The organism is Acidovorax sp. 100 (assembly GCF_003688355.1).
Taxonomy (GTDB): domain Bacteria; phylum Pseudomonadota; class Gammaproteobacteria; order Burkholderiales; family Burkholderiaceae_C; genus Acidovorax; species Acidovorax delafieldii.
Map to the genome: position 1 here is coordinate 4904623 of NZ_REFD01000001.1, position 16658 is coordinate 4921280.

Here is a 16658-nt window from a genome sequence, read left to right on the forward strand (position 1 = left end):
CTAGCTCCTTCGATTAAGCAGCAATCGCACCAATTTGCAGCTCAGTGAACTGCTGGCGATGGCCTTGGCGTTTTTGATAGTGCTTGCGACGGCGCATCTTGAAGATGTGCACTTTGTCGTGCTTGCCGTGGGCCACGACGGTGGCTTTCACGGTTGCGCCGGACACCAGGGGCGTACCAACCTTCAGTTCAGCGCCGTTGCCGACAGCCAGAACCTGGTCGATCACAATTTCCTGGCCTACGTCCGCAGCAATCTGTTCTACTTTAATTTTTTCGCCGGAAGCAACGCGATACTGCTTGCCGCCGGTTTTTATGACCGCGTACATGTTGACCTCTTGATATGAGTTCTGCAGACGAATTTCCGCAGAGCCCGCGAGTATAGCGCATCTGGCATCACCTCGCCAGCCCCACGCGCATCAGTCAATTCGGCGTGACCAACACGCCACCGCACTCGTCAGGCATGTAGCGGGCCTTCCTATAATTCGGGCACTTTCTGTGACCACCATCTTGACTGACCATACCGCCCCTGCAGCTTCCCCCCTCACGCTCGTTGCACAAGACATGCACGAGGTCGACAAGGTCATCGGTCAGCGCCTGACATCGAGTGTCCCCCTGGTGGCGCAGATCTCGCAATACATCATTGCAGCTGGCGGCAAGCGTCTGCGCCCCGCTCTGCTGCTGATGGTGTGCGGAGCCTTGGGCTACCGTGGCACACATCGACACAGCCTGGCGGCAGTGGTCGAGTTGATTCACACCGCAACACTGCTGCATGACGATGTGGTGGATGCATCCACCCTGCGCCGTGGCCGCCCCACAGCCAACGAAACCTTTGGCAACCCTGCCAGTGTTCTCGTGGGCGACTTTCTGCACACCCGGTCATTCCAGATGATGGTCGAGGCTGGAAGCATGCGCATCATGGAAATCCTCTCCGAGGCCACAAACGTGATTGCGGAAGGCGAAGTGCTCCAGCTGATGAACATGCACGACGCCTCACTGGATGAAGCGGGCTATCTGCGTGTCATCCGCTCCAAAACAGCCAAACTTTTTGAAGCCAGCGCCCGCCTCGGCGCCATCCTGGCCAACAGCCCCCCCGATGTGGAAGAGGCATGCGCAACTTACGGACAGGCACTGGGTACAGCATTCCAGATCATTGACGATGTGCTGGACTACGACGGCGACACTGCCGAGATGGGCAAAAATCTGGGTGACGACTTGAGAGAGGGCAAATCCACCCTCCCCCTGATCGCCGCCATGGAACGAGGCACCCCCAGCCAGGCGGAAATCGTTCGCCAAGCCATCGAACAAGGTTCGACCGAACGACTAGAAGAAATCGTGAGCATCGTCCGCTCGACAGGCGCCCTGGACGTTACCCGCGCCGCAGCCTTCGCTGAAGCGCACCGCGCCATGGCTGCCGCCCGACTATTACCCGCAAATGCCTATTCGGAGGGTTTGCTAGAATTGGCAGCCCATTTGCTGGGGCGGCGAAATTGAAAGAGGCACTAGATCACTCGCGAGTGCTTTTACAAGCTGCGGGGTGTAGCTTAGCCTGGTAGAGCGCTACGTTCGGGACGTAGAGGCCGGAGGTTCGAATCCTCTCACCCCGACCATATATCGCAGTATGGTCACCTACCAAAATCCCACCCGTTTGTGGCGCCGTTGCCAATATGCGCCGCTGTACAGCCCATGGTTGATCGGTGATGATAGGATGGTTTCTTTTCCACACCTAACACATTCTCGGTTACATGGCCGCTGTTGATACTGCCCTCAAAGAAGCCTCTGCAGTAGCCCTGCCCGGGCTCGGCCGCGCCCTGATGTCTGCGGGCAAGCTGACCCAAAAGTCAGCAGAAGACATTTACAAAAAATCACAAATAAGCCGTACTAGTTTCATTGCCGAGCTGACGGGCTCTGGAGCTGTTTCTGCAGCGGATCTGGCGCACACGGTATCTGCGGTTTTCGGTGCACCCCTGCTCGACCTGGACGCCATTGATCCTTTGCGCCTGCCGAAGGAGCTCCTGGATAACAAGATATGCCAAGCATATCGCGTGGTGGTCCTGAGCAAGCGCAACAACCGGCTGATCGTCGCAACCGCCGATCCGACTGACCAAGAAGCTGCAGAGAAAATCAAATTCACCACCCAAATGGGTGTGGATTGGATTATTGCGGAATATGACAAACTCAGCCGGCTCGTAGAAATTACGACCAAATCCACCAGCGAATCCATGGACACGCTGGTGAGTGGAGGCGGAGACTTCGCTTTTGACGATGTTGCTATTGAAGATGCGCCTGAAGAAGCGGATACAGGAGCAACGGAAGTTGAAGATGCGCCGATCGTCAAGTTCCTGCACAAAATGCTGCTCGACGCCTTCAATATGCGCGCCTCCGATTTGCATTTTGAGCCTTACGAACACCAATACCGCGTTCGTTTCCGCATTGACGGAGAGCTGCGCGAAATAGCATCCCCACCGATCGCTATCAAGGACAAGCTCGCGTCCCGTATCAAGGTGATTTCGCGACTGGATATTTCAGAGAAGCGCGTTCCCCAAGATGGCCGCATGAAGCTCAAGGTGGGGCCGGATAGAGTGATTGACTTTCGGGTGAGCACTTTGCCAACCTTGTTCGGGGAAAAAATCGTGATCCGCATTTTGGATCCTAGCAGTGCAAAACTCGGTATTGACGCGTTAGGCTATGAGCCCGTAGAAAAAGAGCGATTGCTCCAAGCCATTGGTCGCCCCTATGGAATGATTCTGGTAACGGGTCCTACAGGCTCAGGCAAAACGGTGTCTCTTTACACCTGTTTGAACCTGCTAAACAAGCCTGGTGTAAATATCGCCACAGCCGAAGACCCTTCTGAAATCAACCTGCCTGGTGTTAATCAGGTCAATGTAAACGAAAAGGCCGGACTGACCTTTGCAGTGGCATTGAAGTCATTTCTGCGCCAAGATCCTGACATCATTATGGTGGGTGAAATTCGAGATCTAGAGACTGCAGATATCTCCATCAAAGCAGCGCAGACGGGCCACCTAGTGCTTTCTACGCTGCACACAAATGACGCCCCTACCACGCTTACGCGCATGCGTAATATGGGTATAGCGCCATTCAATATCGCATCCAGCGTGATTCTGATTACTGCGCAACGGTTGGCCCGTCGTTTGTGTCCGGTGTGCAAGGTTCCCGCAGACATCCCACATGAGGCTTTAGTGGACGCAGGGTACGAAGAACACGAGATCGACGGCTCATGGGTGACATACCGGCCTGTAGGTTGCTCGGCCTGCAACAACGGCTACAAAGGCCGACTCGGTATCTATCAGGTGATGCCTGTTTCCGAAGATATCCAACGAATCATCCTCCGTGACGGAAGTGCATTGGAGATCGCCGAGCAGGCTCGTGCCGAGGGTGTTCGGTCGCTACGCGAATCGGGGCTCTACAAGGCCAAATTAGGCCTCACTTCGCTAGAAGAAGTGCTGGCTGTGACCAACGAATAATATTCGAGGACGAGGGCACCATGGTTACCGCAGCATCAGCTAAAGATATTAAAGATTTTGTCTTCGAGTGGGAGGGCAAAGACCGCAACGGAAAGATTGTTCGCGGAGAAATCCGTGCGGTCGGAGAAAATCAGGTACAAGCGACCTTGCGTCGCCAAGGGGTTTTTCCTACCAAAATTAAAAAACGTCGCATGCGCTCGGGCAAAAAGATTAAGCCCAAGGATATTGCACTGTTTACCCGCCAACTTGCGACCATGATGAAAGCGGGCGTACCACTGTTGCAGGCTTTTGATATCGTAGGTCGCGGCAATACCAATGCCAGTGTCACCAAACTACTTAACGACATTCGCTCCGATATCGAAACAGGAACATCGCTCAATGGGGCTTTTAGAAAGTACCCGATGTACTTTGACAGTCTGTATTGTAACCTAGTAGAGGCAGGCGAGGCCGCGGGTATTTTGGAAGCGCTCCTAGATCGGCTTGCCACCTACATGGAAAAAACCGAGGCGATCAAGTCGAAGATCAAATCAGCTCTTATGTATCCAATTTCCGTCGTGATTGTTGCCTTCGTGGTGGTAACAGTTATCATGATTTTCGTGATTCCTGCATTTAAGGAAGTTTTCACCTCTTTTGGCGCCGACCTTCCCGCCCCCACACTGTTTGTGATGGCTATAAGTGAAATATTCGTCAAATGGTGGTGGCTAATTTTCGGCGTTATGGGAGGTGGTTTTTTCTTTTTCATGCAGGCATGGCGCCGCAATGAAAAGATGCAGATGTTCATGGACCGGCTTCTGCTGCGTATTCCGGTGTTTGGCCCATTGATCGATAAGTCTTGCGTCGCGCGCTGGACTCGGACGCTATCCACCATGTTCGCCGCCGGCGTACCACTGGTTGAGGCGCTTGATTCGGTGGGTGGAGCCGCTGGCAACTCTGTGTATTCCTTAGCCACGGACAAGATCCAGCAGGAAGTCTCTACAGGCACCAGCCTCACGGCAGCCATGGGCAATGCCAATATTTTCCCCTCCATGGTGCTGCAGATGTGCGCGATTGGCGAAGAATCCGGCTCTATCGACCACATGCTTGGCAAGGCTGCCGACTTCTATGAAGCCGAGGTGGATGACATGGTGGCTGGCCTGTCCAGCCTGATGGAGCCCATCATCATCGTTTTTCTGGGCACGCTCATCGGCGGTATCGTGGTATCGATGTATCTCCCCATCTTCAAGCTCGGTCAGGTCGTGTAATGGTGTTGGACGCGTGGTGGGACGCCGTTTTCGGCGGCGTGATCGGGTTGCTTTTCGGCAGTTTTCTGAATGTAGTTATTTACCGCCTTCCCAAAATGATGGAGAGGCAATGGGCGGCAGAGCTCGCGCAAGTCGAGGCATCCAACCAAGGCAAAGAGCTGCCCGAGGACACTCGCCCCACCTTTAACCTCATGACACCTCGGTCCCGCTGCCCAGCCTGCGGGCATGTGGTGCGCTGGCATGAAAACATTCCTGTCTTGAGTTATCTGTTTTTGCGCGGACGGTGCTCGTCCTGCAAAACACGCATCAGCCCCCGCTACCCGATGGTCGAACTGGCAACGGGAGCGCTGTTCTTTTTCTGTATCCATCGCTGGGGCGCGACGCCTGCGGGGTTGGCATGGTGCGGCTTTTCGGCGGCCCTGATTGCTCTGGCGTTCATTGACTGGGACACCACGCTTTTGCCTGATGACATCACCTTGCCTTTGCTCTGGGCGGGGTTGCTGGCATCGGCCCTGCAATGGACGAACGTACCGTTGTTTGCTTCCGTCATGGGCGCTGCGGCAGGATATCTGTCGCTCTGGCTGGTCTACTGGGGCTTCAAGTTGGCGACAGGCAAAGAAGGCATGGGCTACGGCGACTTCAAGCTGTTTGCAGCATTGGGCGCATGGTTTGGCTGGCAGGCGCTGGTGCCGATCATTTTGATGTCTTCAGTGATTGGCGCCATCATCGGGATCGCAATGAAAATTTTCAGCAGCTTGCGTGAGGGTGGCTACATTCCGTTCGGCCCCTTCCTGGTGGGTGCAGGGCTCACCGCGATGGTGTTCGGCCCCAACGCCATTTTGAGTACAGTGCTCGGTCTTCTGGGGCTCTGACGAACTCTCATGGCAACCCACCGACAGCCCTTGCGCCTGGGTCTGACCGGCGGCATCGGTAGCGGCAAGAGCACCGTAGGACAGATGATGGCGTCCTTGGGTGCAAGCCTCATCGACGCCGACCAGATCTCCAGGGAGGTGACTGGGCCGGGCGGTGCGGCCATGCCTGCCATTCAAACTACCTTTGGTGAAGCATATGTTGATGCATCGGGCGCGCTGGATCGTGCGCGCATGCGGCAACTGGCCTTCAGCCAACCGCAGGCGCGCAGCCAACTGGAGGCCATCGTGCACCCCTTGGTGGCCTTGCAAAGCCAGCAACGGATTCAACAGGCCATACAGTCTGGCTGCCGATGGATCGTGCACGACATCCCGCTGCTGACGGAGTCCGGGCGGTGGGCGCGCCAACTCGACGCCGTGGTCGTGGTGGACTGCACAGAGCAGACCCAGATCGCGCGAGTCATGCAGCGCAGCGGTCTGTCTGCCGAAGCCGTGCAAGGCATCATTGCCTCACAAGCTACGCGCCCAGCGCGCAGGGCGGTGGCCGATGTGGTGATTGCCAACGAAGCACGTTGCTCACTGGAGCAGTTACAGGCTGAGGTGCGGCAAGTGGCCACACTGTTCGGGCTATGATGCGTACGAAACCGTTTGTGCTTTCACCCCATGCCGTGCGCCACCGGCGTCAGAATACTCCCTGAGCCTCCAGGAACCCGCCAGCGTGATCCTTTACGAATACCCCTTTAACGAGCGTCTCAGAACCTATCTGCGGCTGGAGCAACTGTTCCGCCGCTTGGGGGAATTGATCCCCCGGCCTCACGCGCTGGACCACCATTTCGCCTTGGTGACGATTTTCGAGATCATGGATGTGGCCGCCCGGGCCGATCTGAAGTCGGATGTGCTCAAGGACATCGAAAAGCACAAGCACCAGCTCGACACGTACCGAGGCAACCCCTCCATTTCTGAAGCAGCACTGGACGCGGTGATCAGCCAGTTGGACCGGTGCTTCGTGGCACTCAACACCCAAAGCGGCAAGTCGGGCCATGCACTGACGGAAAACGACTGGCTGATGAGCATTCGTAGCCGCATCGGCATTCCGGGTGGGACCTGTGGCTTTGACCTGCCAGCCTATTACGCGTGGCAACACCACCCCCCGGCGGTGCGTCAGCAGGCCCTGGAGGAATGGGCCTCCACGCTGGCGCCCCTCGCTGAGTCGATCTATGTGCTGCTCAAGCTGCTGCGCGATTCAGGCGTGCCCCAAAAGGTCGCTGCAGAACGCGGACAGTTTCAGCAGAACCTGCCCCAGGGCCGCACCTTCCAGCTGCTGCGGCTTCGCATCGACCCAGCGCTGAACCTGATCCCGGAAATCAGTGGCAACCGTCTGATTGTCTCGGTGCGGCTCATGCGGCTGGAAGGCGATGGACGCCTGCACGCCTGCAACGAAGATGCGGCGTTTGAACTGACCCTGTGCGCGTAGGCCTTAGCCAGCCCTAGCCCAGAGACTGAATCGCGCCAAAGCCCGCTAAAGATCGGGCGGGCCGACTTGAGCAAGAGGATCACCCCAGGATGCCCCACTCACCAGCCCCTTCCTCGCAGGCGCGCATCGTCACCTGCCCCAGCTGTGGCGGAGATAGCGTGTACAGCGCCGCGAATGTGTACCGTCCGTTTTGCAGCGAGCGCTGCAAGCAGATGGACCTTGGCGCATGGGCCAGCGAAAGCTTTCGCATGCCCACCGAAGCGCCGCCAGACGACGCCCCCCATGGCGACCCGCGCCAGCAGCATTGACCAAGGTCATAGGCGCCATCCAAGAGCGATTTCGCCAAAAACCAGCGGTAGCGCTAGTGCTGCATGCCTGAGGAGCTACTAATTCAATAGCAAATCAGTCCCACACGGGCGGGAGTCTCACTCCACCGCAGACTGCAGACCCCGCTCCTCAGCCAGCCATTGCAACACCGGATAGGCACCGGGCAGCACCGGGGACACCGTGATCGGCATTTGCTGCCAGGCCATGGCCTGGCCTTCACGCATCTCGAATTCGCCAGTCCATTCCCAGACCTTGCACCAGTGCAGCCGCACCAGTGCGTGGGGGTAATCGTGTTCGGTCACTTTCCAGACGCTGGCCGGGCCGATGGTCACTCCCAGCTCCTCGATCAGTTCGCGGCGCAGTGCCTGCTCCACGGTCTCGCCCGCCTCCAGCTTGCCACCCGGAAACTCCCAGTACCCCGCATAGGGCTTGCCCGGCGGGCGGGTGGACAGCAGCATCGCGCCGTCTGCGCGCAGCAGGATGCCCACGGCCACTTCGGTGTGTTTGCGTTCGGCAGTGGCAGGGACACCGTCTGGAGCGAGATGTTCAGCCGCCATGTCGCCCCGCATAGTCACGCGCAAACTGGTACGCCACACGGCCACTGCGCGAGCCACGCTCCAGCGCCCAGACCAGGGCCTCAGGCCGCGCCTCCTCAATGGCCTGTGCGGGCAAACCGAACGATGACAACCACTGCGCCACGATGGTCAGGTACTCCTGCTGGCTGAACGGGTAGAAGCTGACCCACAGGCCAAAACGCTCCGACAGCGAAATCTTCTCCTCCACCACCTCGCCCGGGTGCACCTCGCCGTCTTCGGTGTGGGTGTACGTGAGGTTGTCGGCGATGTATTCCGGCAGCAGGTGGCGCCGGTTGCTGGTGGCATAGATCAGCACGTTCGGCGTGGCGGCCGCCACCGAGCCGTCCAGGATCGACTTGAGCGCCTTGTAGCCTGGCTCGCCGTCCTCAAAACTCAGGTCATCACAGAAGACGATGAATTTCTCGGGCCGGTCAGACACTACGTCCACGATGTCCGGCAGGTCGGTCAGGTCGGCCTTGTCCACTTCAATCAGGCGCAGGCCTTCGGCTGCGTAAGCGTTCAAGCAGGCCTTGATCAGCGACGACTTGCCGGTACCACGCGCGCCCGTCAGCAGCACGTTGTTGGCGGGCTTGCCCTGCACAAACTGCTGCGTATTGCGCTCAATCTTTTCTTTTTGCGGATCGATTTCCTTGAGGTCTGCCAGCCGCATCGCCCCCACGTGGCGCACGGGTTCCAGCGTGCCATGCCCACTGCTGCGCTTGCGGTAGCGCCAGGCAATGGAGGCGGACCAGTCGGGTGCTCCCAGCGGCTGGGGCAGCACCGACTCGATGCGGGCGATGAGCTGCTCGGCACGCTCGACCAAGCGTTCAAATTTTTCGTTCATTATGGCGAAATGCGCTAGTGGAATATGCCTCAACAGCTATCACAAAGATAGCAACACCCAACTCACGAGCGGTAGTCGGCGTTGATGGTCACGTACTCGTGGCTGAAGTCGCAAGTCCACACCGTGTCCGCTGCGGTACCGCGCCCGAGTAGCACCCTCACGGTGATCTCGCTCTGCTTCATCACCCGCTGGCCGTCTTCTTCGCGATAGGCGGGGTTGCGCCCCCCTTGCAGCGCCACATGCACATCGTCCAGGTACAGGTCGATGCCGGTCTGGTCCAGGTCGTCAATGCCGGCGTAGCCCACGGCCGCCAGGATGCGGCCCAGGTTGGGGTCGCTGGCAAAAAAGGCCGTCTTGACCAACGGCGAATGAGCAATGGCGTAGGCCACCTTGCGGCACTCGTCGCCAGTCTTGCCGCCTTCGACCCGCACTGTGATGAACTTGGTCGCCCCCTCGCCGTCCCGCACGATCGCCTGCGCCAGCTTTTGTGACACCGAGAGCATCGCAGCCTTGAGGGCTTGGCCGTCCGCGCTGTCGAGCGAGGTCACGGGCGCATGCGCTGCCTTGTTGGTGGCAACAACCACGAAGGAATCGTTGGTCGATGTGTCACCGTCAATGGTGACGCGATTGAAAGAGCCGTCAGCCAGATCACGCGCCAGTTGCTGCATGACGGCGGGCGCCACGCAGGCGTCCGTGGCCAGGAAGCCCAGCATGGTGGCCATGTTGGGGCGGATCATGCCCGCGCCCTTGCTGATGCCCGTGATGGACACCGTGGCGCCACCGATCTGCACCTGCGCAGAGAACGCCTTGGGCAGTGTGTCGGTGGTCATGATGCCCTCGGCGGCACGGGCCCAGTGGCCGGGCTGCGCATCGGCGATGGCGGCGGGCAGTCCCGCTTCGATGCGGTCGTTGGGCAGCGGCTCCATGATCACGCCGGTCGAGAACGGCAGGATCTGCTCGGGCGCCACGCTCAGCTGGCGCGCCAGGGCAATGCAGGTGGCACGCGCACGCGCCAGGCCGTCAGCCCCCGTACCCGCATTGGCGTTGCCCGTGTTGATGACCATGGCGCGAACGGGCTGGCCGCTGCTCAAATGCTCGCGGCTGATCTGCACCGGCGCTGCGCAAAAGCGGTTCTGCGTGAACACGCCAGCCACGCTGGCGCCCTCGTCCAGCAGGAACACGGTGAGGTCCTTGCGGTGGGCCTTGCGGACACCAGCTTCGGCAACACCGATGCGCACACCGGCGATGGGGTGCAGATCGGCAGCAACGGGGGCGACTAGATTGACGGGCATGAAGGTCTTTCTCAAAAAACTGCGGCCGATTATCCGGAAAACCGTGGCGCGCCAATGAAAACACGGGCCGAAGCCCGTGTTGTCTGGATCAGGAAATCAAGCCAGCTTGCCGTGGCACTGCTTGTATTTCTTGCCGCTGCCACAGGGGCAAGGGTCGTTGCGGCCCACACGCATACCTTCGGGCAGCGCTTGCTGGGCCACGGTCTGTGCATCCACCGTGGTTTCCACCTCGCCGGTTTCGGTGGGTGCGGTATAGGTCACGTTGGCAATGCTCTCGGCGCGCTGTTCCATGTCTTGCGCGGCCTGATCGAGCTGCGCCTGCGACTGCACCTGCACGGTCATGAGGATCTTGGTGACCTCGTTCTTGACCTGGTCGATGAGCTGGCGGAACAGTTCGAAAGCCTCGCGCTTGTACTCCTGCTTGGGCTGCTTTTGCGCATAGCCGCGCAGGTGGATGCCCTGGCGCAGGTAGTCAAGTGCACTCAGGTGATCGCGCCAGTTGGAGTCAAAGTTCTGCAGCAGCACCACACGCTCAAACTGCGTGAAGTTTTCGCGGCCCACCTGCTCGACCTTGGCATTGAAGGCAGCGTGCGCGGCCTGCAAGACCTTGTCCAGGATTTCGTCGTCGGTGATCGCATTGGCGCCCTGCACTTCCTGCTGCAGCGCGATTGGCACCTGCCATTCTTCTGCGAGCGCCTTTTCCAGCGCGGCCAGATCCCACTGCTCTTCCACCGATTCGGCAGGCACGTACTGGCGCACCAGATCGGTCATGCAGTCTTCGCGCATGGCCGCAATCACATCCGACAGGTCAGACGCGTCCAGGATGTCGTTGCGCTGCTGGTAGATCACCTTGCGCTGATCGTTGGCCACGTCGTCGTACTCCAGCAACTGCTTGCGGATGTCGAAGTTGCGGGCCTCCACCTTGCGCTGGGCCGATTCGATGCTGCGCGTCACGATGCCCGCTTCAATGGCTTCGCCATCGGGCATCTTCAGGCGGTCCATGATCGCCTTCACGCGGTCGCCCGCGAAGATGCGCATGAGCGAATCGTCCAGGCTCAGATAGAACCGCGACGAACCTGGGTCGCCCTGGCGGCCGGAGCGGCCACGCAGCTGGTTGTCGATGCGGCGCGACTCATGGCGCTCGGTGGCGATGATGCGCAGGCCGCCCAGCGCCTTGACCTTCTCGTGGTCCACCTTCCACTGCTCACGCAGCGCGGCCACCTTGGCGGCACGGTCGGAGTCGGACAGGGATTCGTCGGCTTCGATGGCCGCCACATCCTTCTCGATATTGCCGCCCAGCACGATGTCGGTACCACGGCCGGCCATGTTGGTAGCGATGGTGATCATGCCCTCGCGACCGGCCTGGGCCACGATGTCGGCCTCGCGGGCGTGCTGCTTGGCATTGAGCACCTGGTGGGGCAGGCCTTCCTTGTTCAGCAGCTGGTCGATGATTTCGGAGTTCTCGATCGACGTCGTGCCCACCAACACGGGCTGGCCGCGCTCATGGCATTCGCGAATGTCCTTGATAGCGGCTTCGTACTTCTCGCGCGTGGTCTTGTAGACGCGGTCCAGCTGGTCGTCGCGCTTGCTGGGCCGGTTGGGTGGGATGACCGTGGTTTCCAGGCCATAGATTTCCTGGAACTCGTAGGCTTCGGTATCGGCCGTACCCGTCATGCCGGCGAGCTTGTTGTACAGGCGGAAATAGTTCTGGAACGTGATGGAGGCCAGTGTCTGGTTCTCGGCCTGGATGTTCACGCCTTCCTTGGCTTCCACGGCCTGGTGCAAACCTTCACTCCAGCGGCGGCCCGACATCAGGCGGCCGGTGAACTCGTCCACGATCACGATCTCGCCGTTTTGCACCACGTAGTGCTGATCGCGGTGGTACAAGTGATTGGCCCGCAGCGCTGCATACAGGTGGTGCATCAGCGTGATGTTGGCCGGGTCGTACACCGAGGCGCCTTCGGCGATCAGGCCGTGGGACGCCAGAATGCGTTCGGCAGTTTCGTGGCCTTGCTCGGTCAGAAACACCTGGTGGGTTTTTTCGTCCAGCGTGAAGTCGCCGGGCTTGGTCACACCCTCGCCTGTGCGGGGGTCCGCCTCGCCTTCCTGACGCACCAGCAAGGGCACCACCTTGTTCATGGCGATGTACATCGCCGTGTGGTCTTCGGCCTGGCCACTGATGATGAGCGGCGTGCGGGCTTCGTCGATCAGGATCGAGTCCACCTCGTCCACGATGGCAAAGTTCAGGCCCTGCTGCACGCGGTCCTGCGCTTCATAGACCATGTTGTCGCGCAGGTAGTCAAAGCCGTATTCGTTGTTGGTGCCGTAGGTGATGTCGGCACGGTACGCAGCCTGCTTTTCTTCACGGGGCATGTTGGGCAGGTTGATACCCACCGTGAGGCCCAGGAAGTTGTACAGGCGCCCCATCCACTGCGCATCGCGGTTGGCGAGGTAGTCGTTCACCGTCACCACGTGCACGCCCTTGCCAGAAAGGGCATTGAGGTACACCGGCAGCGTGGCCGTCAGGGTCTTGCCCTCGCCAGTGCGCATTTCGGCGATCTTGCCGAAATGCAGCGCCATGCCGCCGAGCAGCTGCACATCAAAGTGGCGCATCTTCATGATGCGCTTGGAGCCCTCGCGCACCACGGCAAAGGCTTCGGGGAGGATGCTGTCCAGCGACTCGCCCTTGGCCGCGCGGTCCTTGAACTCCTGCGTCTTGGCCCGGAGCTGCTCGTCCGACAGCTTCTCGTAATCGGGCTCCATCGCATTGATGCGGGTCACCGTCTTGCGGTACTGCTTGAGGAGCCGGTCATTGCGGCTGCCGAATATTTTGGTGAGGAAGTTGGTGGCCATGCGAACAGGACCGCCTGCCCCGCTGCAATCAGCGCGCCAAGCGACCGAAATCCCTAAGATGAATTGAGTTCAGGTGGGTCCTGCGACCGATATTGCAAGCATTGCAACTGCGGGCAGAGAACGCCGGACCCGCGATTTTACCTGCCCGGTGCCGGCGCGGCCGGCTGCCCTGCCAACGTGGAGGGCTGAATGGCGGCTACCTGTGCGCCAGTGGCCGTACCGCCCGCATTCAGGAACTTCTGTGGGTCCTGGAAAACCCCCTGCACCAGCACCTCAAAGTGCAGATGCGGCCCCGTCGAGCGGCCGGTGGTACCGATCTCCGCAATCTTTTGCCCGCGGCGCACGATGTCGCCCTGCTTGATCAAGACGCGCGAGGCATGGGCATAGCGCGTCACCAGCTGGTTGCCATGGTCTACCTCGATCATGTTGCCGTAGGCGGGGTGGTACTCCTGGGTAACAACCACGCCTCCGGCGGCTGCCAGGATGGGTGTGCCGGTGTCGGCCTGGAAATCCAGCCCGGTGTGCAAGGCCGACTGCCCCGTAATGGGATCGACCCGCCAGCCAAAACCCGACCCTGCGACACGCCCCGTGACGGGCGCATGGGTCGGAATCATCTTCTTGCGGATGTGCTGGTCAAACAGACGGGACTCCAGCACCGTCATCAGATCCACACGCTGGTTGGTCAGGCGCTCCAGATCATCCAGGGTGGTTTGCAGCTCTTCCATGGACAGGTTGCGCGCGCTCACGAGGGCGCCGCCGCGGGCATCCGCTTTCTGAATGTCAGCAGGTGCCATGCCCGCAAGGCCCAGCACACGGTCCCCCAGGGACTCCAGCTGCACCATGCGCGCTTGCATTTCACCCACACGCCGGGCCATGGCATCGAGATTGGCGCGCATGAATCGGTCACGCTCGGCAAACTCATCCTTGACCACAAGGCGCACCAGCGAGCCCACGATAGGCCACCCTTCACGCGCCCCTTTCAGAAAAACCCAGTGGTAGAGCCCTGCAGCCACCACCATCAGGCACAGCGACACAGCAAGCCCCGCCAGGACCAAGCGCGTGCCAGACAAATGAATGGCCCGGCTGCGCGCCAGTCTGGCGTCCGTGATAATCAAATGCACTGCCAATACTCCACGCCCGAAGACGCCACACCATGAATCGCCGCCACTACGCCGTCACCCTGCAGCAAGCCAGTGAGGAATCCCCCACGCTGGCAAAGCTAACAGCGCTGACACGCGACTCCAGTGATCGGCTCAAGGCCATTGAATTGCTGATTCCCGCCGCGTTGCGCCCAGCGGTTCAGGCAGGCCCCATTGACGGGGACAGCTGGTGCCTGCTGGTCAAGAGCAATGCTGCGGCGGCAAAAATACGCCAACTGCTGCCTGCTTTGCAGGCGCATCTGCGCAGTCGGGGGTGGGAGGTTAACGCGATTCGCCTGAAAGTTCAAACCTGACGGCCAGGGCGTCAGTGCCAGGGAATGCAAAAAGCAAGAGAAATGGTGCCGGTTGTCGGAATCGAACTGACGACCTACCGCTTACAAGGCGGGTGCTCTACCAACTGAGCTAAACCGGCGAAGGCAGTATTTTATCCTGTAAAAACCGCCCGAAATTTGAAACTGCAGCTATTTGATGCGCTTCAGCGAGGGGCGTGCTCCACCTTGAGCAGGCGGCGGCCGAGGAGTGTCGCCCCCATCATCCTTGTGGCCATCTTCCACACCCACCAGCTGCACGACACGGTCTTCGGCAGGCACGGCAGCCGTCGCCTCTTCCGTTTGCACCGGCGCGGGGGACGCAGCAGCAGACAGTGCAGAGGGAGCCCCCTCCGCAGAAGTCAACAGATCCACCGGTGGCGGGAACGCCATACCTTGACCGTTCTCACGGGCATAGATAGCGATCACACGCCCGACCGGCACCAGAATTTCGCGAGGCTTGCCACCAAAACGCGCCTTGAACTCAATGAATTCATTGCCCAGTTGCAGCGCGCTGGTCGCATCAAAACTGATGTTCAGAACGATCTCGCCATCCTTCACATACTCGCGCGGCACCTGCACGGAGTCGTCCACACGCACCGCCACGTAAGGCGTGAGCCCGTTGTCGGTACACCATTCGTACAGGGCGCGAATGAGATAGGGGCGCGTGGAGGTCGATTCCTGTGCGGTCATGGATGGCGGTACTACAGCTGCGATGGAAAGAGGGAAGTCTGCAGGCCGCGGCTTACTTGCGCATGACCTTTTCGGACGGCGTCAGCGCTTCAATGTAAGCCGGGCGCGAGAAGATGCGCTCAGCGTACTTGAGCAGCGGGGCCGCATTCTTGGACAGATCAATGCCGTAGTAATCGAGGCGCCACAGCAGCGGCGCGATGGCCACGTCCAGCATCGAGAAGTTGTCGCCCAGCATGTACTTATTCTTGAGGAACACCGGGGCCAGCTGCGTCAGGCGGTCACGGATGTGGGCGCGCGCCTTTTCCAACGCTTTCTCATTGCCCTTGGTCGCACGCGATTCGAGCGTGTTCACATGCACGAACAATTCCTTCTCGAAGTTGAGCAGGAACAGGCGCACGCGGGCGCGGTCCACCGGGTCACCAGGCATCAGTTGCGGGTGAGGAAAACGCTCATCGATGTACTCATTGATGATGTTCGACTCGTACAGGATCAGGTCGCGCTCGACCAGGATCGGCACCTGGCCGTACGGGTTCATCACGCTGATGTCTTCGGGCTTGTTGTACAGGTCCACATCGCGGATTTCAAAGTCCATGCCTTTTTCAAACAGAACAAAACGGCAGCGGTGGGAGAAGGGACAGGTCGTACCCGAGTAAAGCACCATCATGGTGGGAGGCTCCTAAAAATCAAAAGAGTGGGACGCCAAAAGCGCCCACTCTGCAATAAATCCGACGGCACCCCGCAGGGTGCTAGCGATGGATCTGGCGTTTACTTGACGTCCTTCCAGAACGCAGCGTTCAAGCGCCAAGCAATGATCGTGAACACGCCCAGGAACATCAGCACCCAGACGCCCACGCGCCAACGGGTGTTCTGCGCGGGCTCGCCCATCCACTGCAGATAGTTCACCAGATCGCCAATATTCTGATCGAATTGCAAAGGCGTCATCGTGCCTGGCGTGATCTGCTCCCAGCCCTTGAACACATGGGTCTTGTGGCCGTGGCTCTCGTGTTCTTCAAACACGGGACGACGTTCGCCCTGCAACTGCCACAGAACATGGGGCATACCGACGCTGGGGAAAGCCAGGTTGTTCCAGCCAGTGGCCTTGGTGTCGTCGCGATAGAAGGTGCGCAGGAAGGTGTACAGATAGTCAGCCCCCGTGCCGCCGTGGCCTGCACGCGAACGTGCGATCACGGTGAGGTCGGGCGGGTTGGCACCAAACCATTCCTTGGCCTGCTTGGGGTCGATCGACGCCTTCATGGTTTCACCCACCTTGTCGGTAGTGAACAGCAGGTTGTCCTTGATCTGCTGCTCGGTCAGGCCGATGTCGCGCAGGCGATTGAACCGCATGTAGGCTGCCGAGTGGCAGCTCAGGCAGTAGTTCACGAACACCTTGGCACCGTTTTGCAGCGAGGCCAGGTCGTTGGTCTTGTTGGGCGCCTTGTCCCAGGCAATGGTGTCGCCACCCGCCGCATGGGCAGCACCAGCGACCAGACCCACAGCGGCGATCAACGTGAGGATGATTTTCTTCATTGTTGTTATCTCCA

General features: G+C 59.7%; 17 protein-coding genes and 2 tRNA genes. 9 read left to right on the forward strand and 10 right to left on the reverse strand.

The features are described from left to right. Nucleotides 1–13: 13 nt before the first annotated feature. Nucleotides 14–325, reverse strand: coding sequence for a 50S ribosomal protein L21 (rplU, locus tag C8C96_RS22450; protein ID WP_005794184.1), 312 nt, complete (start codon nucleotides 323–325; stop codon nucleotides 14–16). Between the two features lie 235 nt (nucleotides 326–560). Here rplU and C8C96_RS22455 point away from each other — a divergent pair, with 235 nt between their 5' ends. From C8C96_RS22455 to C8C96_RS22490, 8 genes are all read left to right on the forward strand, one after another. After that, on the forward strand, nucleotides 561–1490 hold the full coding sequence (locus C8C96_RS22455; protein WP_121943692.1) for a polyprenyl synthetase family protein: 930 nt from the start codon (nucleotides 561–563) through the stop codon (nucleotides 1488–1490). Nucleotides 1491–1529: 39 nt separating this feature from the next. Further along, nucleotides 1530–1606 (forward strand) — tRNA-Pro (locus C8C96_RS22460). A gap of 135 nt (nucleotides 1607–1741) precedes the next feature. Further along, nucleotides 1742–3481 (forward strand): type IV-A pilus assembly ATPase PilB, encoded by a 1740-nt coding sequence (gene pilB / locus C8C96_RS22465; RefSeq protein ID WP_121943693.1) that lies wholly within the window; start codon nucleotides 1742–1744, stop codon nucleotides 3479–3481. Nucleotides 3482–3501: 20 nt separating this feature from the next. Then, entirely contained in the window at nucleotides 3502–4722 is a 1221-nt protein-coding gene (locus C8C96_RS22470; RefSeq protein ID WP_121943694.1) for a type II secretion system F family protein, read from the forward strand. Further along, nucleotides 4722–5594 (forward strand): A24 family peptidase, encoded by an 873-nt coding sequence (locus C8C96_RS22475; RefSeq protein ID WP_121943695.1) that lies wholly within the window; start codon nucleotides 4722–4724, stop codon nucleotides 5592–5594. Before C8C96_RS22470 ends, C8C96_RS22475 begins: the two co-directional genes overlap by 1 nt. A 9-nt stretch (nucleotides 5595–5603) precedes the next feature. Then, complete coding sequence (coaE, locus tag C8C96_RS22480; protein WP_121943696.1) at nucleotides 5604–6224, forward strand: dephospho-CoA kinase; 621 nt, start codon at nucleotides 5604–5606, stop codon at nucleotides 6222–6224. 85 nt (nucleotides 6225–6309) lie between these two features. Beyond that, complete coding sequence (gene zapD / locus C8C96_RS22485; protein WP_056060302.1) at nucleotides 6310–7065, forward strand: cell division protein ZapD; 756 nt, start codon at nucleotides 6310–6312, stop codon at nucleotides 7063–7065. Nucleotides 7066–7154: 89 nt separating this feature from the next. After that, the gene (locus C8C96_RS22490) at nucleotides 7155–7373 is read left to right on the forward strand and encodes a DNA gyrase inhibitor YacG (protein WP_121943697.1); all 219 of its coding nucleotides are present in this window, start codon (nucleotides 7155–7157) and stop codon (nucleotides 7371–7373) included. 117 nt (nucleotides 7374–7490) lie between these two features. Here the strand turns inward: C8C96_RS22490 and C8C96_RS22495 are convergent, their stop codons facing one another. The 5 genes from C8C96_RS22495 to C8C96_RS22515 all read right to left on the reverse strand — a co-directional run bounded on the left by C8C96_RS22495 (nucleotide 7491) and on the right by C8C96_RS22515 (nucleotide 14077). Then, nucleotides 7491–7961 carry an NUDIX domain-containing protein gene (locus C8C96_RS22495; protein ID WP_199737563.1) on the reverse strand — a complete coding sequence of 157 codons (471 nt, stop codon included), beginning with the start codon at nucleotides 7959–7961 and terminating at the stop codon, nucleotides 7491–7493. Then, complete coding sequence (locus C8C96_RS22500; protein WP_121943698.1) at nucleotides 7939–8811, reverse strand: ATP-binding protein; 873 nt, start codon at nucleotides 8809–8811, stop codon at nucleotides 7939–7941. The genes C8C96_RS22495 and C8C96_RS22500 overlap by 23 nt, the downstream gene beginning before the upstream one ends. A gap of 62 nt (nucleotides 8812–8873) precedes the next feature. Beyond that, nucleotides 8874–10103 carry a bifunctional glutamate N-acetyltransferase/amino-acid acetyltransferase ArgJ gene (gene argJ, locus C8C96_RS22505; protein ID WP_121943699.1) on the reverse strand — a complete coding sequence of 410 codons (1230 nt, stop codon included), beginning with the start codon at nucleotides 10101–10103 and terminating at the stop codon, nucleotides 8874–8876. Between the two features lie 96 nt (nucleotides 10104–10199). Further along, entirely contained in the window at nucleotides 10200–12956 is a 2757-nt protein-coding gene (secA, locus tag C8C96_RS22510) for a preprotein translocase subunit SecA (RefSeq protein ID WP_121943700.1), read from the reverse strand. 137 nt (nucleotides 12957–13093) lie between these two features. After that, nucleotides 13094–14077, reverse strand: a complete 984-nt coding sequence (locus tag C8C96_RS22515) for a M23 family metallopeptidase (RefSeq protein ID WP_108498321.1) — start codon at nucleotides 14075–14077, stop codon at nucleotides 13094–13096. Between the two features lie 32 nt (nucleotides 14078–14109). On the opposite strand from C8C96_RS22515, the gene C8C96_RS22520 reads away from it, so the two are divergent. After that, complete coding sequence (locus C8C96_RS22520) at nucleotides 14110–14409, forward strand: hypothetical protein (protein WP_056060290.1); 300 nt, start codon at nucleotides 14110–14112, stop codon at nucleotides 14407–14409. Nucleotides 14410–14452: 43 nt separating this feature from the next. Here C8C96_RS22520 and C8C96_RS22525 read toward each other — a convergent pair. The 4 genes from C8C96_RS22525 to C8C96_RS22540 form a co-directional block, all read right to left on the reverse strand. Further along, nucleotides 14453–14528, reverse strand: a tRNA-Thr gene (locus tag C8C96_RS22525). Nucleotides 14529–14577: 49 nt separating this feature from the next. After that, complete coding sequence (locus C8C96_RS22530; RefSeq protein ID WP_121943701.1) at nucleotides 14578–15117, reverse strand: ClpXP protease specificity-enhancing factor; 540 nt, start codon at nucleotides 15115–15117, stop codon at nucleotides 14578–14580. A gap of 52 nt (nucleotides 15118–15169) precedes the next feature. After that, the gene (locus C8C96_RS22535; RefSeq protein WP_005794209.1) at nucleotides 15170–15781 is read right to left on the reverse strand and encodes a glutathione S-transferase N-terminal domain-containing protein; all 612 of its coding nucleotides are present in this window, start codon (nucleotides 15779–15781) and stop codon (nucleotides 15170–15172) included. A gap of 101 nt (nucleotides 15782–15882) precedes the next feature. Then, entirely contained in the window at nucleotides 15883–16644 is a 762-nt protein-coding gene (locus tag C8C96_RS22540) for a cytochrome c1 (protein ID WP_099731102.1), read from the reverse strand. Between the last annotated feature and the right edge of the window lie 14 nt (nucleotides 16645–16658).